The organism is Hydrogenophaga intermedia, assembly GCF_023715105.1.
GTDB lineage: Bacteria > Pseudomonadota > Gammaproteobacteria > Burkholderiales > Burkholderiaceae_C > Hydrogenophaga > Hydrogenophaga intermedia_A.
The window spans coordinates 163675-182358 of the sequence record NZ_JAMBNO010000009.1; the positions used below are offsets into that span (position 1 = coordinate 163675).

Here is an 18684-nt window from a genome sequence, read left to right on the forward strand (position 1 = left end):
CGCGATTGTCGGGCCCCGCACCCCGCAGGGCCGTCGCGTGTCAGAGAAGCCCGAGCTGCGCCAGGGATGCCGTGCGCGCGCGCGTGACCACGATGTGGTCCAGCACCCGCACGCCCACCAGGGCCAGCGCATCGATCAGGTTGCGCGTGAGCGCCACGTCGGCCGCCGACGGTTCGGCCAGGCCGCTGGGGTGGTTGTGGGCCAGCACCACGGCCGCGGCCTGGTGGTGCAGGGCGCGCAGCACCACCTCGCGCGGGTAGACGCTGGCCTGGTTCACGGTGCCGCGAAACAGCTCCTCGAAGGCGATGAGCCGGTGCTGGCTGTCCAGCAGCAGCAGCGCGAACACCTCGTGCGGGCGGTCGCCCAGCTGCAGGCGCAGGAAATCGGTCGCGTCCTGCGGGTCGTTGAGCAACGCGCGTTGTTGCAGCGGTTGTGCCAGCGCGCGGCGCGCGATCTCCATCACCGCGGCGATCTCGGCCTGCTTGGCGGGCCCCAGGCCCTTGATGGCCTTGAGGGCCGCCACGTCGGTGGCGAGCAGGCCGGCGATGCCGCCGAAGGTGTCGAGCAGTTCCTGGGCAAGCTGCAGCACGTGTTTGCCGGCCATGCCGGTGCGCAGCAGCAGGGCCAGCAGTTCGGCATCGCCCAGGGCGGCCGGGCCGCGCGCGAGCAGTTTTTCGCGCGGGCGCGCGTCGCTGGGCAGGCCCTTCAGACCCGCCCGCTGGTGGCTTTGCATGCGATTCCTCCCTGGGCAATCGCCCTTGTCGGGGCGCTTTCTACAATAGGCGGTTCGCGCATCCTCCCCGGGTGCATCGCCCGCACCATGCCCCACGTCCAGCCCGGCTCCTTTCTCACCCTGCACTACCGCATGAGCGATGCGCAGGGCCAGGTCATCATCGACACCTTCAACGGCCAGCCCGCCACGCTCAGCCTGGGCACCGGCGAGCTCTCACCCGCCATCGAGCAGCGCCTGATCGGCCTGGAAGAGGGCACGCGAACGGTGATCGACCTTGCCCCTGGCGAGGCCTTTGGCGAGCGCCAGCCCGAGATGCAGCAGTGGGTGGCGCGCAAGCTCCTGAACGAGCTGGGCGACCCGGCCGAGCAGTACGCGGTGGGCGACGTGGTGCAGTTCCCCACGCCCGATGGCGCGGGCAGCTATGCTGGCGCCGTGCGCGAGGTGCGTGCCGACGGCGCCGTTCTGTTCGATTTCAACCACCCGCTCGCCGGCCAGCCCGTGCGCTTCGAGGTGCAACTCATCGGAGTGCTCTGACATGGCGCTGGATCAAGTCATCCTGGCCGAGCCGCGCGGCTTCTGTGCCGGCGTCGATCGCGCCATCGACATCGTGGAGCACGCGCTTGCCAAGTTCGGTGCACCGATCTACGTGCGCCACGAGATCGTGCACAACACCTACGTGGTGAATGATCTCAAGGCCAAGGGCGCGATCTTCATCGAGGAACTGGCCGATGTGCCGCCCGGCGCCACGCTGGTTTTCTCGGCCCACGGCGTGAGCAAGGCGGTGCAGCAAGAGGCCGAACAGCGCGGGTTCCAGATCTTCGACGCCACCTGTCCGCTGGTGAGCAAGGTGCACGTGGAGGTGGCCAAGCTGCACCGCGAAGGCTACGAGTTCATCATGATCGGCCACAAGGGCCATCCCGAGGTGGAAGGCACCATGGGCCAGCTCGACAGCGGCATCCACCTGGTGGAAGACGTGGCCGACGTGTCGCGCGTGCAACCGTCGCAGAGCGACAAGCTCGCCGTGGTCACGCAGACCACGCTGTCGGTGGACGATGCGGCCGAGATCCTGGCCGCCGTGAAGGCGCGCTTTCCCAAGGTGCGCGAGCCCAAGCAGCAGGACATCTGCTACGCCACCCAGAACCGCCAGGACGCGATCAAGCTGCTGAGCCCGCAGGTGGACGTGGTCATCGTCGTCGGCAGCCCGACCAGCTCCAACAGCAACCGGCTGCGCGAACTCGCCGTCAAGCTCGGCACGCCGGGCTACATGATCGACAGTGCCGACGAGCTGCGCGCCGAGTGGTTCGAGGGCAAGGCGCGTGTGGGCCTCACGGCCGGCGCCTCCGCCCCCGAGGTGCTGGTGCAGCAGGTGATCGACCGCCTCAAGGCCCTGGGCGCCATCTCGGTGCGCTCCATGGACGGCCTCACCGAGACCGTGAAGTTCCCGCTGCCCAAGGGCTTGAAGCTCGACTGAACCTTCCCCACCCATCCCATGCTCGACATTGTCCAACTGCGCAAAGACCTCGATGCCGTCGTCGCGCGCCTGAACACCCGCAAGACCCCGCAGACCTTTCTGGATGTCGAGGCCTACCGCGCGCTCGAGACCGAACGCAAGACACTGCAGACCCGCACCGAGGAGCTGCAGGCGCAGCGCAACAGCGTGTCCAAGCAGATCGGCATGCTCAAGGGCAAGGGTCAGCACGCCGAGGCCGACGCCGCCATGGCGCAGGTCGGTGCCATCAAGGCCGAACTGGACGCCGGCGCGGCCCGCCTGGAGGTGATCCAGGCCGAACTGCAGGCGATGCTGATGTCCGTGCCCAACCTGCCGCACGAGAGCGTGCCGGTGGGCAGCGACGAATCGGCCAACGTCGAGGTGCGCCGCTGGGGCAGCCCGCGCAGCTTCGATTTTCCGGTTCGCGATCACGTGGACCTCGGCGCGCCGCTGGGCCTGGATTTCGAGACCGGCGCGCTGCTCTCTGGCTCGCGCTTCACCTTCCTGCGCGGCCCGGTGGCACGCCTGCACCGTGCGTTGGCGCAGTTCATGCTCGACGTGCAGACGCAGGAACACGGCTACACCGAGTGCTACACGCCCTACATCGTCAACCGTGAGGTGCTGGAGGGCACGGGCCAGTTGCCCAAGTTCAAGGAAGACATGTTCTGGGTGCTGCGAGGTGGTGACGAGCAGGCAGCCGAGCAGTACCTCATCTCCACCTCGGAGATCTCGCTCACCAACACCGTGCGCGAGCGCGTGCTCGCCGAAAGCGAGCTGCCCATCAAGCTCACCGCCCACAGCCCTTGCTTTCGCTCCGAGGCCGGCAGCGCGGGCCGTGACACGCGCGGCATGATCCGCCAGCACCAGTTCGACAAGGTCGAGATGGTGCAGATCACCCACCCCGAGCAGAGCTACCAGGCACTCGAGCAGATGGTCGGCCACGCCGAGGCCATTCTGCAGAAGCTGGAGTTGCCCTACCGCGTGGTTGCCCTGTGCACCGGCGACATGGGCTTCGGTGCCGCCAAGACTTACGACCTGGAGGTCTGGGTGCCCGCGCAGAACACCTACCGCGAAATCTCCAGCTGCTCCAACTGCGAGTCCTTCCAGGCACGCCGCATGCAGGCGCGCTTCAAGAACGCGCAGGGCAAGAACGAGCTGGTGCACACACTCAACGGCTCGGGCCTGGCCGTGGGCCGCGCGCTGGTGGCGGTGCTGGAGAACCACCAGAATGCCGACGGCAGCATCCACGTGCCCGCTGCGCTGCGGCCCTACCTTGGCGGGCTGGACACACTGCGTGCCGCCTGAAGTGGCGGCCCGGGCACCGGCCACGCCTTTGCAGCGACCATGAAAAAGCCCCGCTCGGCGGGGCTTTTGTGTCTGGCGGAGAGAGAGGGATTCGAACCCTCGGTACAGGAGAACCTGTACGCCGGATTTCGAATCCGGTGCATTCGACCACTCTGCCATCTCTCCGTGTCGAAGCCCGCGATTCTAGCAGGCCGCCACGGCAGGCCCACGGGTGCGCCTGCACCGCAGCGGCGGGTGCGACAATGCGCGCGCCCACTGCCCCGACCCATGCTCGTCGACACCCAACCCGCCACCCACCAGCACGCCCCGGCATCCCCCGAGGTGCGCGACGCCTGGGTCAATGCCCAGCTGATCGGCGTGTTGATGGACAACGTGGGGCCCACGGTCGCTGCGGCCGCCGTGGCGGTGCCGGTGCTGGTGATCCTCATGGCCGGCGAGGTCTGGACGCCTGCCTTGGTGGCGTGGACGGTGGCGATCATGGCCATGCTGCTGTTTCGCTACCGCCTGATCGGCCTGTACCGGCTGCGTCACGACAGCGTGGAGGGGCCGCAACGCCAGGCCTTCATCGACACCTACCGCTGGACCTGGTTGGCCGTGTCGCTGCTGTGGGGTGGCCCGGTGGCCATGAGCTTCCTGCAAGCCGGCTTCATCACGCAGTTCGCGTGTGGCCTGGTGGTGCTGGGGCAGGGGCTGTTCACCCTCAATGCCTACAGCGCCTACCTGCCCGTGTTCCGCGCCTTTACGCACGGTCTCGCGGCGTCGGTGCTCACGGGCTTGCTGATCGGTGCGTTCACGCACCCCGATGCGCCCGATGTGGTGCGAACCACCACCGTGTTCGTGCTGCTGGTGATCGCGTTCTGGGTGCTGCTGCTCATGGCCGGCGCCCGGCTGCACCGCGTGCACCGCTCCAGTTTCGAACTGCAGTTCTCCAACCAGGAGCTCATCGACTCGCTCACGCTGCAGACGCGCGCCTCCTTGCGCGCCGTCTCCACCAAGAACCGCTTTCTCGCCTCGGCCGCGCACGACCTGCGCCAACCGGTGCATGCGCTCAGCCTGTATGCGGACTGGCTCGCGAGCGAGCCCGAGATGGCGCGCGACATCGCCCCGCGCATCTTGCAGTCAACGCGCGCCATCAACGAGTTGTTCGACTCCCTGTTCGACCTCACGCGCATTGACGCGGGCAACTACAAGGTGCGCCTGCAGCACGTCGATGTGCAGAAGCTGTTCGCCGATCTGGAGCTGCAGTTCGAACCGGTGGCTGCGGGCAAGCAATTGCGGCTGCGCACCCGCACCCGCCCGCTCACGCTGTGGTCCGACCCGGTGGTGCTGCGCCGCATTCTCGGCAATCTCATCTCCAACGCCTTGCGGCACACGCAGCGCGGCGGCGTGCTCGTGGCGCTGCGGCAGCGCCAGGACGTGATCGTGTTCGAGGTCTGGGACACCGGCGTGGGCATCGCGCGCGAGCACCAACAGGCGATCTTCCAGGAATTCTTCCGTGTCTCGCAGCACCAGGGCACGGAGGACAGCCTTGGCCTGGGCCTGACGATCGTGTCGAAGCTGGCGGCACTGATGGGCTACCAGCTCGCGCTGCAATCCGAGGCGAACCGGGGCAGTGTGTTCCGGGTGATGCTGCCGGCCTACACGCAGCAGGCGCCGGGCGAACAGCCGCAACCCACTGTGGTGCAGGCGCAGGCGCCCGCCGCCTGAGGCTGGCGCGGGCCTGTCGGCCTCAGAGGTCGAGCAGACCGGCCGTGCGGGCCAGGTGGCTGGCTTGCGAGCGGCTTTTCACGTTGAGGCGGCGAAACAGCCGCCACAGGTGCACTTTCACCGTGTGCTCGCTGATCTGCAACTGCTCGGCGATGTCGCGGTTGGACAAGCCGCGATCGAGCATCACCAGCAACTGCTTCTGGCGCTTGGAGAGTTTTTCGGGGATCGTGGGCGCGTTCTCGTCCTCGATCTCCTCGGCCAGGAATTCGCGCAACACCTTGGCGATCTGGGCGGCACCGGCCGACTTCTCCACGTACGCGTCGGCCCCGGCCTCGCGGGCCAGATCTTCGTAGTCGGAGGAAGGTGAGGCCGACAGCACGATCAGCGAGGTGTCGGGCAACATCTGGCGGATCTCGCGCACACCGGAGACGCCGTTGGTGTCGGGCAGTTTGAGGTCCAGGCACACGAGTTCGGGCTCGCCGTGCTCGGCGATCGCCTTGCTCACCGAGGCCAGCCGCTCGAGCTCGACAACCTGGGTCGATGCGCGCAGGCGGCGCAGCAACATGACCACGGCCTCGCGCATCAGCGGATGATCATCAATGACAAAAATACTCATGTCGCAGGGCGCAGTTCATGATTTGGTATGACATCGCAGCATAAATGCAATGCCGCTGTTTGGCGAGCCTTCCATGCCCTGAACCGGGCCGGATTGTCCCCATTGTTCCGCCGGGTCGCCGGTTTGGGCGCGATTGTGACCGAATTCAGGTTGCCGACTCGCGCAGCGCAGTGAGCGCCAACGTGACGCGCTGCACATCCTCGGGCGCAATCAGATGTTGCGCCATTGCATCGAGCGCAACCGATCCTTCCTGCTGCAGCCGGGCCATGGCCTGGGCAGCCTCGCGAGGGGCCGCGAAGCCGCGGCTTTGCAGCAGCAGCGCGCCCTTGGCGTCGGTGAGCTTGAAGTAGAACAGGCCGTCTTTCTCGCGGTACTGCTTGAAGACCGGCAGCGCTGTCCTGGCGGCCTTGGCAACGGCGCCCTGGGCCTCGGGGCGCGCGTCGAGCGCGCGCAGGCCCACCGCGTGGCGCAAGCGCTGTGTGAAGGGCGTGGCGATGTCTCGCGCCTTGGCCGCACCCATCTTGAGCGTCTGCTCGATGCGTGCCGGGTCCTGGATGAGTTCGTCGTAGACCGCGCGCATCGGCGCAATCTCCTGGTCCAGGCGTTCGAACAGCCGTTGCTTGGCCTCACCCCAGCCGATGCCGTCGGCAAAGGCCTGAGCCATCGCAGCGGTCTCTTCGGCACTGGCGAAGGCCTGAAAGAGCTGGAACAGCGCCGAGCCCTCGGTGGCCTTGGGTTCCCCGGGCGCGCGCGAGTCGGTCACGATGCCCATGATGAGCTTCTTCAACTGCTCGCGCGGCGCAAACAGCGGGATCGTGTTGTCGTAGCTCTTGCTCATCTTGCGCCCGTCCAGGCCGGGCAGCGTGGCCACGTGCTCCTCGATCACCGCCTCGGGCAGCGTGAAGTGCTCGCCATAGAGGTGGTTGAAGCTGGACGCCATGTCGCGCGCCATCTCGATGTGCTGGATCTGGTCGCGCCCCACCGGCACCTGATGGGCGTTGAACATCAGGATGTCGGCGGCCATCAGCACCGGGTACATGAAGAGGCCGGCGCTCACGCCGTCGTCGGGCTCGCTGCCGGCTTCGGTGTTCTTGTCCACCGCGGCCTTGTAGGCATGGGCGCGGTTGAGCAGGCCCTTGCCCGTCACGCAGGTGAGCATCCAGGTGAGTTCGGGGATCTCGGGGATGTCGGACTGGCGGTAGAACGTGACCTTCTCGGGGTCGAGCCCACAGGCCAGCCAGGTGGCGGCGATCTCCAGCGTGGAGCGCTGCACGCGCGCCGGGTCGCCGCCGGTCTTGATGAGGGCGTGGTAGTCGGCCAGGAAGTAGAAGCTCTCCACGCCGGCAAGCCGGCTGGCTCGCACTGTGGGGCGGATGGCGCCTACGTAGTTGCCCAGGTGGGGCGTGCCCGAGGTGGTGATGCCGGTGAGGACGCGAACGGGTTTCATGTCAGAGCAGCAGGAGACGGATCGGGGTGAGCAGCCATTCGATGGCGGCACCCGTGAGGTTCATGAGCGGGCGCAGCCAGAGGTTGCCCACGATACCGGTGACCACCAGGGCCAGCACGATGAAGAAGCCGAAGGGTTCGATGCGCGAGAACGCGGCCGCCTGCTTCCAGGGCAGCAGGCCCACGACGATGCGCCCGCCGTCCAGCGGGGGCAGCGGGAACAGGTTGAAGGCGAACATCACCAGGTTGACGATGAAGCCCGCGCGGCACATGTCGAGCCAGAAGCGTTCGCTGACGTCCAGCGAGCGCAGCACGTACAGCAGCAGCAGCCACAGCGCGGCCTGCAGCAGGTTGGAGCCCGGGCCTGCAAGCGCGACCCAGATCATGTCGCGCTTGGGGTTGCGAAGCCGCCCGAAGTTGACGGGCACCGGTTTGGCGTAACCGAACAGGAAGTTGCCTGCCGTGGCGAAGTACAGCAGCAGCGGCATGGCGATGGTGCCCAGCGGGTCGATGTGCTTCATCGGGTTGAGCGTGACGCGACCGAGCTGCCAGGCCGTGGGGTCGCCGTAATGGCGTGCCACATAGCCGTGCGCCGCCTCGTGCAGCGTGATGGCGAACAGCACCGGGATGGCGTAGAGCGTGACCGTCTGGACGATGAGGGCGATATCCATCGGCGGATTGTCCCAGAGGCCGCAAAGCCGGGCTCAAAGCCCCAGCGGCGCCAGCGCACCCTGACCCTGGCGCACCACCTCGGGGTCGCCACCGGTGCCCATGGGCACGAGGTCGAGCACGGTGGTCGGCTCAAGCGCGCAGGCGCCCGCGTCGATCACCGCGTCCACCTCGTGCTGCAGGCGTTCGCGGATGGTCTCGGCGTCGTTGAGCGGGTGCTCGTCGCCGGGCAGTATGAGCGTGGTGGCCAGCAGCGCGGCGCCATGTGCCTGCAGCAGGTCGAGCAGCGCGCGGTGCTCCGGCACGCGCAGGCCGATGGTCTTGCGCGAAGGATGGCTCACGCGGCGTGGCACTTCCTTGCTGGCCTCCAGGATGAAGGTGTAGGGCCCGGGCGTGGCGAGCTTGAGCAGGCGGTACTGGCGGTTGTCGACCTTGGCGTAGCTCGCCAGTTCGCTCAGGTCGCGACACAGCAGGGTCAGGTGGTGCTTGTCGTCCACCTGGCGGATGTGGCGCAGCCGATCGGCTGCGGCCTTGTCGTCAAGGTGGCAGGCCAGCGCGTAGCTGGAGTCGGTGGGCACCGCGATCACACCGCCGCGTTGCAGCAGCGCCACCGCCTGCTTGAGCAGGCGCGGTTGCGGGTTGTCGGGGTGCACGCTGAACAGCTGGGACATCAATCCTCCGGCGGCTGGATGGGCACGGGTCGGTTGCGCACGGTGCGCCAGCCGCTCACGGCGCCGCACAGCACGATGAGTGCGATGCCCGTCATCTCGATCGACCCGGGCGTGTGATCGAAGACGACCCAGCCCAGCAGCATGGCGAAGGCGATCTGCGCGTAGAGGTAGGGCGCGATCGTGGAGGCGGGTGCGCGCTGGTAGGCGAAGATGAAGAGCAGGTGGCCCACGGTACCCGCCACGCCAACCAGCACCAGCAGGGCCAGCGTGCGGCCATCGGGGATGGCCTGCCACACGAAGGGCAGCAGTGCGCTGGCCACCAGCGCGCCGACCCAACCGGTGTAGAGGTGCATGGTCAACGGGTCCTCGGTGCGTGCCATCTTTGCGGTGAGGATCTGGAAGCACGCGGCGAGAAACACCATGGCCAGTGGAAGCAGGCCTGCCCAGCCAATGTCGCTGCCCACCGGGCGCACCACCAGCAGCGCACCGGCGAAGCCGCCGATCACCAGCAGCCATTGCCAGGCCGTGACGCGCTCGTCCAGCAACGTGGCACCGAGCAGGGTGACGGCCAGCGGCGTGACCATGAGGATGGCGGTGAACTCGCCCACGGGCATGCGCTGCAGGGCGATGAAGCCCAGCAGGCTCAGCGACAGCAGCAACACGCCGCGCAGCAACTGAAAGCGCGGATGCGCGGTGCGCAACGCCGCGCGACCACGGCGCGGCAGCAGCCAGGCCGTCATGGCCAGCGCGTGAAACAGGTAGCGGAACCAGATCACGAGCAGCACGGACACCACCGCGCCCACGGTCTTCACGGTGGTGTCGAGTACCGCGAAGCAGGCGGTGGCCGCGACCGCCAGCCCGATACCCGTGAGCGATCGCTGGTGCACCACTCAGGCCTCCGGCGGCTGGATGGGCAGGCGCTGCTCGCGCGCCGTGATCCAGCTCGCGGTGGCGCCGCACAGCACGATGAGCGTGATACCGGCGAGCTCCAGCCCACCGGGCACGTGGTCGTACACCACCCAGCCGCAGAACATCGCGAAGGCGATCTGCGTGTACAGGTAGGGCGAAAGCGTGGACGCCGGTGCGCGCTGGAACGCCAGGATGAGCAGGAAATGCCCCACCGTGCCCATGAGCCCGATGAGGCACAGCTGCGCCAACGTGCGCGCGTCCGGCACCGCTTGCCACACCGCGGGCAACACCAGGCTGGCCACCAGCGCGCCCACCCAGCCGGTGTAGAAATGCATGGTCATCGGGTCTTCGGTGCGCGCCATCTTCGCGGTCAGGATCTGGAACCAGGCGTAGGCGAACACCATCACCAGCGGCAGCAGCGCGGCCCAGCCGATCAGTCCGCCACCCGGGCGCACCACCAGCAGCGCGCCCGCAAAGCCGCCCGTGACCAGCAACCAGCGCAGCGGGCGCACGCGCTCGCGCAGGAACAGCGCCGCCAGCAGCGTCACCGCCAGCGGCGTCACCATCACGATCGCGGTGAATTCGCCCACCGGCATGTACTGGACAGCGAGGAACGACAGCGCGCTCACCGACAGCAACAGCACGCCGCGCAGCATCTGAAAGCGCGGGTGCTCGGTGCGCAGCAGGGAACGCCCACGCAGCGGCAGCATGATGGCCGTGACCGCCACCGCATGGAACACATAGCGAAACCACACCGCCAGCAACACCGACACCACGGCCCCGACCACCTTCACGGTGGTGTCAAGCACCGCGAAACACGCGGTGGCGGCGATCAGGAAGCCGATGCCGGCCAGTGCCTGGCCGGGGGCCGGCGCGCTCGCGCCCATCAATGCACCCGCTCGGCGAGCAGCGTCCACACCGGCGTCACGCTGCCGGGCAGGTCGGGCAGCTGGCCGAGGTCGGTGTGGCTTTCGTCCGGGCTGTGGAAATCGCTGCCGCGCGAGGCGGCCAGGCCGAACTCGGTGCAGAAGCCGGCGTATTTGGCGTATTCGGCCTGGCTGTGGGCACCTGTCACCACCTCCACCGCCTGGCCACCGTGCTGCTTGAACTCGGTGAACAGCGCGTATTCCTCGGTGGCGGTGAACTTGTAGCGCCCCGGGTGGGCGATCACGGACACGCCGCCGGCGCCGGTGATCCAGCGCACCGCGTCGCCCAGTGCGGCCCAGCGGTGCGGCACGAAGCCGGGCTTGCCTTCGGTCAGGTACTTGCGGAACACCTCGGGGACGTCCTTGCACACGCCGCTGTCCACCAGATGGCGCGCGAAGTGTGAGCGCGAGATCAGGTCCGGGTTGCCCACGTAGCGCAGCGCGCCCTCGAACGCGCCCTTGATGCCCACCTGCGCCAGACCATCGGCCATTTCCCGCGCGCGTTGCTCGCGCCCGCCGCGCGTGGCGCTCAGGCCGTCGCGCAGGGCCTGATCGTCCGGGTCCATGCCCAGACCCACGATGTGCACCGTGACACCAGCGAAGGTGACGGAGATCTCCGCACCGGTGACGTAGGGCAGGCCGAGTGCGCGCGCTGCGGCGATGGCGCGGTGCTGGCCGCTGACCTCGTCGTGGTCGGTGAGTGACCACAACTCCACCCCGTTGGCCTTGGCGCGCGCGGCCAGGGCCTCGGGTTCCAGGGTGCCGTCGGAGACGGTGGAGTGGCAGTGCAGGTCGGCGTTGAGCAAAGGGTTCACACCGCCGATTTTAGGTGGCGGGGGTATTTCCTGCTGACGGCATGCCGGGCCGCTTCAGCCCGTGTTGCGCAATCCCGCCGCAATGCCGTTGATGGCGATGTGGATGCCGCGGCGCAGCTTGCCGTCGGTGTCGTGCGCAAGCGCACCCGCGCGGTGGCGACGGATGAGCTCGACCTGCAGGTGGTGCAGCGGATCGATATAGGGGAAGCGGTGCTCGATCGAGCGGCGCAAGGCGGCGTTGCCGGCCAGCCGCTCGGCCTCGCCGGTGATCAGCGAGAGCGCGTCCACGGTGCGCTGCCACTCGGCCTCGATGGCCGCGAACACCTTGCGGCGCAGGGTCTTGTCTTCCACCAGTTCGGCGTACAGCGAGGCCAGCGCCATGTCGCTCTTGGCGAGCACCATGTCCATGTTGGAGAGCAGGGTGTTGAAGAAAGGCCAGTCGCGGTGCATGCGCTTGAGCAGCGCGGCGTGCTTCGGGTCCTGCGCCACAAAGGCCTGCACCGCCGAGCCGAAGCCGTACCAGCCCGGCAGCGTGAGGCGGCACTGGCCCCAGCTGAACCCCCAGGGAATGGCGCGCAGGTCCTCGATACGGCCGGTGGCCTTGCGGCTCGCGGGGCGCGAGCCGATGTTGAGCTCGGCGATCTCGCGGATCGGCGTCGCACCGAAGAAGTACTCGGCAAAGCGCGGCGTGTCGTACACCAGTGCCCGGTAGGCTGCCATGCTGGAACGCGAGAGCGCTTCGGCCGCTTTCAGGAACGCCGCTGCGGCCTCCTTCGTGGGCTGCAGCAGCGTGGCTTCCAGCGTGGCCGCCACCAGGGTTTCGAGGTTGCGGCGGCCGATCTCGGGGTTGGCGTACTTGGCGCCGATCACCTCGCCCTGCTCGGTGAGGCGGATCTGCCCGCGCACCGTGCCCGGCGGTTGCGCGAGGATGGCCTGGTAGCTCGGCCCGCCACCGCGGCCCACGGTGCCGCCGCGGCCGTGGAACATGCGAAGTTCGATGGGCGCAAGCTCCTCGAACAGTTTCACCAGCGCGGTCTCGGCGCGGTAGAGCTCCCAGTTGCTCGTGAAGATGCCACCGTCCTTGTTGCTGTCGGAGTAGCCGAGCATCACGTCCTGCTCGCCATAGCCATCGGCCGCGCCGCGCTGCACCATGGCGCGCACCCCGGGCAGTGCGTAGTAATCGCGAAGAATGGGCGCCGCGTTGCGCAGGTCTTCGATGGTTTCGAACAGCGGCACGACGATCAGGTCGGCCACCGCGTCCTGCGAAAGCGTGCCGCGCACCAGACCGGCTTCCTTTTGCAGCAGCAGCACTTCGAGCAGGTCGCTCACGCTCTCGGTGTGGCTGATGATGGCGTGTCGGATGGCCACGTTGCCGAAGCGCGCGCGGCCCAGGCGTGCGGCGTCAAAGATCGCGAGTTCGCCCTGCGCGTGTTCGCTGTAGGTGGCGCCGGGCACGCGCAGCGGGCGCACATCATCGAGCGCGCGCAGCAGCACGGTACGTTTGGTTGCTTCATCGAGCGCGCTGTAGTCGGGCTCCACGCGCGCCACGGCCAGCAGCTCGGCCACCACGCGCTCGTGCTGGTCGGAGCTCTGGCGAAGGTCGACGGTGGCGAGGTGAAAACCGAACACCTCGATCGCGCGGATCAGCGGGCGCAGTCGCGCGTCGACCAGCGCCGCGCCATGGTTCGCCAGCAGCGAAGCTTCGATGGTGCGCAGGTCGGCCAGCAGTTCGTCGGCGCTGGCATAGGGGTCTTGCGGTGCCACTGCATGGCGCGCGGCCTCGCCGCCCGTGAGGGCCTTGAGCGTGGCCGCCAGGCGCGCGTACATGCCGGTGAGGGCACGCCGGTAGGGCTCGTCCTGGCGGTGCGCATTGGTGTCGGGCGAGCGCTCGGCCAGCGCCTGCATCGCCGGGCTCACGCTCACCAGCATGCCGGACATCGACAGCTCGCCACCCAGCAGGTGCAGTTGCGTGAGATGGTGCCGCAGCGCGAGGTCGCCTTGACGCTGCAGCGCGAGCTCCAGCGTGGCTGCCGTGACGTTGGGGTTGCCGTCGCGGTCGCCGCCGATCCACTGGCCCATGCGCAGGAACGGCGCCACCGGTTGGCCCAACCCGGCTTCGAGCTCGGCGTACAGACGCGGAATCTGCGTGAGGAAGGTGCTCTCGTAGTAGCTCAGCGCGTTCTCGATCTCGTCGGCCACGCTGAGCTTGGTGAAGCGCAGCAGCCGCGTCTGCCACAACTGCGTGACGCGCGCGCGCATCTGCGTTTCGATGTGCGCCTGCTCGCGCGGCAGCGCGGCGTCGCGCTCGGTGAGCCAGCGCGCGATGTCACGCTCGGCATCGAGGATGCTCTTGCGCTGCACTTCGGTGGGGTGGGCGGTGAGCACCGGCGAGAGGTGGGCTGCCGCCAGCGTGCGCGCGACCGTGTCCGGCGTCAGGCCAGCCTGCTGCAGGCGCTGCAGGGTCAGGGCCAGACTGCCGGTCTGCAGAGCGCCAGCGCGCTCGTGCACCGCGCGGCGGCGGATGTGGTGGCGGTCCTCGGCCAGGTTGGCCAGGTGGCTGAAGTAGGTGAAGGCGCGGATCACGCTGACCGTCTGGTCGGCGCTGAGCGTCTTGAGCAGGCGCTTGAGTGCCTGGTCGGCCGCGCGATCGGCATTGCGGCGAAACGCCACCGACAGTTGCCGGATGCGCTCGACGAGTTCGTATGCCGCAGCACCTTCCTGCTCGCGGATCACGTCGCCCAGGATGCGCCCGAGCAGGCGGATGTCGTCGATGAGGGGTTGATCCTTGTCGTCGCGGCGCGCAGCGCCCGGGGTCGATCGGCTCATGGCGAGGCGCGGCAGCGCGCGCAGGAGAGGGGCTGATGGGCAGGCAAGAGGCGGGGCCATGCTAGCATCGACCGAGACCCGGGCGGTTACGCAACGGGTACCGAACCGGGCGCCACGTCAGTCGGGCGTCAGCCCCCCGCGCGGCTTGCCGCGACTTCGATTGCGAGTTCGATTGTCCATGCCCCAGCCCTCACCCCAGGCCATCACCATTGCCACCCGTGAAAGCCGCCTGGCCCTGTGGCAGGCCGAGCACGTGAAAGCCCTGCTCGAAGCGCGCGGGCATCGCGTGACGTTGCTGGGCATGACGACGCTGGGCGACCAGATCCTTGACCGCACCTTGTCCAAGGTGGGGGGCAAGGGCTTGTTCGTGAAAGAACTCGAACTCGCGCTCGAAGACGGTCGTGCCGACATCGCGGTGCACTCGCTCAAGGACGTGCCGATGGAACTGCCAGCCGGCTTCGCACTGGCTTGCGTGATGGAGCGTGAAGACCCGCGCGACGCATGGGTGTCGCCGCACTGCGAGGGCCTGGCCGATCTGCCGCCGAATGCGGTGGTGGGTACCTCCAGCCTGCGTCGCGTGGTGTTGCTGCGCGACGCCCTGCGCGCGCTGGGCCGCCACGACGTTCGCATAGAGCCGCTGCGCGGCAACCTGGACACGCGGCTGCGCAAGCTCGACGAAGGCCAGTACCACGCCATCGTTCTCGCGGCGGCAGGCCTCAAGCGGCTTGGCCTGTCGGCACGCATCCGTTCTGTCTTCGAACCCGAGCAGTCGTTGCCGGCCGCCGGGCAGGGCGCCCTGGGCATCGAGGTGCGGGCCGACCGTGCCGATCTCATCGAGGCGCTGCGCCCACTCGCGCACCAGGCCACCTGGTTGCGCGTGGCCGCCGAGCGCACGGTGTCGCGGGCCATGGGGGGTAGCTGTTCCATGCCGCTGGCGGCGCACGCCGACTGGTTGGGCGAGCGCCTGCGCCTGCGCGCCGCCTGGGGTGAGCCCGAGGGCAGTGCGCCCCTGGTGCGCGCCGAATCGGTGGTCGAGGTCAGCGATCTTGCGGCCGCCGAAGCCCTGGGCGCGCGTGTGGCCGCCGCACTGCGCGAGGGCGGTGCCCACGCGAGCGCACAGGAGGTCTGAGCCGTGGACCCCCTGCACAACGGCCAGCCCGAGGCGGGGCCGGGCGTGCGAATGGTCTTGCCCGGTGAGGCGTCGACGGGCTCACCGCCGGACACAGCCCCGACGTCCTCGCGAGTACAGCGCGTTGTGATCACACGGCCCGAGCCCGACGCCACGCGTTGGGTGCAGGCCCTGCGCGAGCGCGGCTGGCCCGCGGAGGCCTGGCCGTTGCTGCGCATCGCCGAACCGCAGAGTGCGGCCGAACGCGAGCGGCTGGCGCACTGGCGCGAGGCCTGGCCGACGCAAGACGCGCTGATGTTCGTGAGCGCGGCCGCGGTACAATGTTTCTTCGCCGAGCCGGTGTCGCCAGGCCCCGGGCAAACGCGCTTCTGGGCGCCAGGCCCGGGCACGGCGCGTGCGCTGTCCCAAGCCCTGTGGTCGCTGGGAATCGGCAGCGAACGCATCGACGCACCACCGCGCGACGCTGCGCAGTTCGACTCGGAACACCTTTGGCCGGTGGTGGCGTCGCAGTTGGCGCCGGGGCGTCGCGTGCTGGTGGTGCGTGGTGCGTCCGAGGGGAGCGAGGGCAGCCTTCCCGGGCAAGGCCGCGAGTGGTTGATCGAGCGTTGCCGCGCGGCCGGCGCCGAGGTGCAGGCCTGCGTGGCTTACCGGCGCGAGCGCGTGGTGCCAGCCGGGGCCGATCTGCTGCGGTTGCCTCAGTGCGTGGGCGAGGGCCAGGTGTGGGTGCTCAGCAGCAGCGAGGCGCTGCAATCACTGCAAGGGGTGTGGCCGGCGGGCGCACGGGCCGTGGCACTGGCCACGCACCCCCGCATCGCGCAGGCCGCACTGGCGCTGGGTTTTGCCGAGGTCATCACCGCGCGTCCGGCCCTGGCCGACGTGGTGCGCGCCCTAGAATCCTGGGCCAGCCCGTCATGAACACCGTCACGCCCGCATCGTCCGCCGCCAACGAGCCGCCCGCATCGCCCGAGCAGGCCAGGGTCGCATCGACCACGGCTGCGCCCGGCGCCTCCCCGACGCCGCGCGCGGGCAACGGTCTCGTGCTGTTGGCCCTGGCCCTGGCGGTGGTGGCCCTGGTGCTGTGCGGCCTGATGTGGCAACGCCTGGCTTTCACGCAGGAGGAGCTGGCGAAGCGCGCGCGCGACACCGAGGCCCAGGTGGTCGAGGCACGCACCCTGGCTGCCCAGGCCGAAGCGCTGACGCAGGAGCTGCAGGCCCGCCTGGGTGTGGCCGAGGTGCGGCTGTCCGAAGTAAGCCTGCAGCGCAGCCAGCTCGAGGAGCTCATGCTTTCGCTCTCGCGATCGCGCGACGACAACCTCGTGCAGGACCTGGAGGCCACGTTGCGCGTGGCCTTGCAGCAAGCACAACTCACCGGGAGCGCGCAACCGCTGGTGTCGGCCCTGCAGGCCGCCGAGCAACGCATCGCGCGGGCTGCGCAGCCTCGCCTGAACCCGGTGCAGCGCGCGATCGCCCGCGACATCGATCGCATTCGCGGCGCGGCACTGGCCGATATCCCCGCACTCGCCGCCCAGCTCGACGAGCTCGTGCGGCAGGTGGACGCCTGGCCGGTGGCCAACGCCGTGGGTGTGAGCACCGAGGCCTCCGCACCGACGCGGCCCGACCCCGTGCAGCCGGCCCAGCCGGCCGTGCCACCCGAAGCCGATGGCGCGGCGCCCGGTGCTTGGCGCCAATGGGCAGCGCGCTGGAACGCCTGGTGGCGCAGCGCCATCGACCACAGCCTGCAGCAGGCGCGCGACCTGGTGCGCGTGAGCCGCATCGACCAGCCCGACGCCGCCCTGCTGGCGCCCGAGCAAGCATTCTTCTTGCGCGAGAACCTCAAGCTGCAGTTGCTCAATGCACGCCTGGCGCTGCTGGCGCGGCAACTGCCCGCCAGCCAGGCCGATGTGCAGGCGGTCGAGAACAAGCTGCGCCGCTACTTCGACACGCGCTCGCCCGCGGTGGCCGGCGCGCTCACGAGCCTGGGCCGTCTGCGGCGCGACCTGGTCGCGCAAGACCTGCCGCGTCCCGACGAGACGCTGGCCGCGCTCGCGGCAGCGGCCGGGGGGCGCTGATGCGCACGCGGCAACGCGGCGCAATGCGCAGCGTCTTCTGGCTGCTGGGGCTGGCCGCGCTGGCGGTGGCGCTGGCCCTGCTGGTGGGCAACAACCGCGCCACGGTCACGTTGTTCTGGCCGCCCTGGCGTTTCGACGTCTCCTTCAATTTCTTTGTCTTTGCGCTCATCGGCGGCTTCGTGCTCGTCTACGCCGCACTCCGGGCCCTGGCGGTGGTGCGTGAGCTGCCCACCCAGGCGCGGCGCTGGCGCAGCCAGCAGCTCGAACGTGCGGTGGTGGGCTGGGTGCTCGACGCGCTGGCCAATCAACTGGCCGGGCGCTTCGTGCGCGCGCAGGGCGCAGCGCAGAACGCGCTGGACCACCTGCGTGGTGGCAGCAGCCGCGACTGGCCACGCCGTGCCCAACTCGAAGCGCTGGCGCACCTGTTGGTGGCCGAGAGCGCGCACGCCCTGCAGAACCGAGCCAAACGTGACGAGCACCTGCAGGCCACACTCACTCCCGCGACGGCCAAGGCCTCGCCGGAGGTGGTTGAAGGCGCCTTGCTGCGGGCGGTGCGCTGGGCGGTGGAGGACCGCGACCCCGCGGCGGCGCGCAGCCGGTTGGCCGAACTGCCGCAAGGCGCGGCGCGACGCATCCAGGCCCTGCGCCTGCGCCTGCGCGTGGCCCGCCTGGGCGACGCCACGGCCGAGGCGCTGGAGACAGCGCGCCTGCTCGCCAAGCACCGCGCCTTCTCGCCCGAGGCGGCACGCAGCATCGTGCACGGACTGGCGCTCGATGCCCTGCGCGGCGCGCACGACCTTGCCCAGTTGCAGCGCGTCTGGGACGGTCTGGACGCCGGTGAGCGCATCACGCCCGGCGTGGCGTTGCTGGCCGCCGAACGCGCGCACGAGCTGCTCCCGGCCGAGGTGGGCGAACGTGATGCGCTGCAGGCGACCAACGCCGCGCGCGTGCGTGCCTGGCTCGAGCCGCTCTGGGACGATTTCGGTGCACTGGAGCCCGCACAACAGGCGCGCCTGGCACACGCTTTCGAACCCGAACTGATGCACCTTGACGCTGCCGGGCTGGCACGGCTGGAGCAATTGCAGCGCCAATGGCCGCAGAACGCCCACCTGCAATACCTGGCGGGGCAAGCCTGCCTTCATCGCCAGCTCTGGGGCAAGGCAGGGCAATTGCTGGGCCAGGCCCGCCATGGGCTCGTCGACCCGATGCTCAAGCGCCGCACCTGGCGCGCGCTGGCCAGGCTGGCCGAGGAACGCGGCGACAGCGTTTCCGCGCTCGAAGCCTGGAAGAACGCCGCGCGACTCGACTGACGCTCTCGCGTACGTGAGCCACAAAAAAGCCACCGCGGGCGGTGGCTTTTTTGATCCGGGGTAC

17 protein-coding genes and 1 tRNA gene are annotated in these 18684 nt (G+C 69.2%); 8 read left to right on the forward strand and 10 right to left on the reverse strand.

Annotated elements, in window-relative coordinates:
* Positions 1-40: 40 nt before the first annotated feature.
* Positions 41-733, reverse strand: coding sequence for a RadC family protein (radC, locus tag M3149_RS10510; RefSeq protein ID WP_251709258.1), 693 nt, complete (start codon positions 731-733; stop codon positions 41-43).
* Between the two features lie 87 nt (positions 734-820).
* On the opposite strand from radC, the gene M3149_RS10515 reads away from it, so the two are divergent.
* From M3149_RS10515 to serS, 3 genes are read left to right on the forward strand one after another with little or no spacing between them, the layout of a single operon-like run.
* Positions 821-1267 carry an FKBP-type peptidyl-prolyl cis-trans isomerase gene (locus tag M3149_RS10515; protein WP_251709259.1) on the forward strand — a complete coding sequence of 149 codons (447 nt, stop codon included), beginning with the start codon at positions 821-823 and terminating at the stop codon, positions 1265-1267.
* A gap of 1 nt (position 1268) precedes the next feature.
* Positions 1269-2204 carry a 4-hydroxy-3-methylbut-2-enyl diphosphate reductase gene (gene ispH, locus M3149_RS10520; protein ID WP_251709260.1) on the forward strand — a complete coding sequence of 312 codons (936 nt, stop codon included), beginning with the start codon at positions 1269-1271 and terminating at the stop codon, positions 2202-2204.
* A gap of 18 nt (positions 2205-2222) precedes the next feature.
* On the forward strand, positions 2223-3527 hold the full coding sequence (gene serS, locus M3149_RS10525; RefSeq protein ID WP_251709261.1) for a serine--tRNA ligase: 1305 nt from the start codon (positions 2223-2225) through the stop codon (positions 3525-3527).
* A 73-nt stretch (positions 3528-3600) separates the two neighbouring features.
* Here the strand turns inward: serS and M3149_RS10530 are convergent.
* A tRNA-Ser gene (locus tag M3149_RS10530) sits at positions 3601-3692 on the reverse strand.
* Positions 3693-3794: 102 nt separating this feature from the next.
* Here M3149_RS10530 and M3149_RS10535 point away from each other — a divergent pair.
* The gene (locus tag M3149_RS10535; protein ID WP_251709262.1) at positions 3795-5234 is read left to right on the forward strand and encodes a sensor histidine kinase; all 1440 of its coding nucleotides are present in this window, start codon (positions 3795-3797) and stop codon (positions 5232-5234) included.
* Between the two features lie 22 nt (positions 5235-5256).
* Here the strand turns inward: M3149_RS10535 and M3149_RS10540 are convergent, their stop codons facing one another.
* The 8 genes from M3149_RS10540 to ppc form a co-directional block, all read right to left on the reverse strand.
* Positions 5257-5850 carry a LuxR C-terminal-related transcriptional regulator gene (locus tag M3149_RS10540; RefSeq protein ID WP_251709263.1) on the reverse strand — a complete coding sequence of 198 codons (594 nt, stop codon included), beginning with the start codon at positions 5848-5850 and terminating at the stop codon, positions 5257-5259.
* A gap of 145 nt (positions 5851-5995) precedes the next feature.
* Positions 5996-7297 (reverse strand): tryptophan--tRNA ligase, encoded by a 1302-nt coding sequence (locus M3149_RS10545; protein WP_251709264.1) that lies wholly within the window; start codon positions 7295-7297, stop codon positions 5996-5998.
* 1 nt (position 7298) lies between these two features.
* Complete coding sequence (locus M3149_RS10550) at positions 7299-7967, reverse strand: site-2 protease family protein (protein WP_251709265.1); 669 nt, start codon at positions 7965-7967, stop codon at positions 7299-7301.
* A 33-nt stretch (positions 7968-8000) separates the two neighbouring features.
* Positions 8001-8636, reverse strand: a complete 636-nt coding sequence (locus M3149_RS10555; protein ID WP_251709266.1) for an L-threonylcarbamoyladenylate synthase — start codon at positions 8634-8636, stop codon at positions 8001-8003.
* Positions 8636-9523: a DMT family transporter gene (locus M3149_RS10560; RefSeq protein WP_251709267.1), complete on the reverse strand. Its 888-nt coding sequence runs from the start codon at positions 9521-9523 to the stop codon at positions 8636-8638. The genes M3149_RS10555 and M3149_RS10560 overlap by 1 nt, the downstream gene beginning before the upstream one ends.
* Before the next feature lie 3 nt (positions 9524-9526).
* Positions 9527-10432 carry a DMT family transporter gene (locus M3149_RS10565; protein WP_251709268.1) on the reverse strand — a complete coding sequence of 302 codons (906 nt, stop codon included), beginning with the start codon at positions 10430-10432 and terminating at the stop codon, positions 9527-9529.
* A complete protein-coding gene (locus M3149_RS10570; RefSeq protein ID WP_251709269.1) occupies positions 10432-11286 on the reverse strand; it encodes a 3',5'-nucleoside bisphosphate phosphatase in 855 nt (284 codons plus the stop codon). Before M3149_RS10570 ends, M3149_RS10565 begins: the two co-directional genes overlap by 1 nt.
* Before the next feature lie 54 nt (positions 11287-11340).
* Positions 11341-14112, reverse strand: a complete 2772-nt coding sequence (ppc, locus tag M3149_RS10575) for a phosphoenolpyruvate carboxylase (protein WP_251709270.1) — start codon at positions 14110-14112, stop codon at positions 11341-11343.
* 178 nt (positions 14113-14290) lie between these two features.
* Between ppc and hemC the strand changes: the two genes are divergently transcribed.
* The 4 genes from hemC to M3149_RS10595 are packed head-to-tail and all read left to right on the forward strand — an operon-like array spanning position 14291 to position 18620.
* Positions 14291-15241, forward strand: coding sequence for a hydroxymethylbilane synthase (gene hemC / locus M3149_RS10580; protein WP_251709271.1), 951 nt, complete (start codon positions 14291-14293; stop codon positions 15239-15241).
* 3 nt (positions 15242-15244) lie between these two features.
* Positions 15245-16156 carry a uroporphyrinogen-III synthase gene (locus tag M3149_RS10585; protein ID WP_251709272.1) on the forward strand — a complete coding sequence of 304 codons (912 nt, stop codon included), beginning with the start codon at positions 15245-15247 and terminating at the stop codon, positions 16154-16156.
* Complete coding sequence (locus M3149_RS10590) at positions 16153-17310, forward strand: uroporphyrinogen-III C-methyltransferase (protein ID WP_251709273.1); 1158 nt, start codon at positions 16153-16155, stop codon at positions 17308-17310. Before M3149_RS10585 ends, M3149_RS10590 begins: the two co-directional genes overlap by 4 nt.
* Before the next feature lie 23 nt (positions 17311-17333).
* Complete coding sequence (locus M3149_RS10595; RefSeq protein ID WP_251709295.1) at positions 17334-18620, forward strand: heme biosynthesis protein HemY; 1287 nt, start codon at positions 17334-17336, stop codon at positions 18618-18620.
* Positions 18621-18684: the final 64 nt, after the last annotated feature.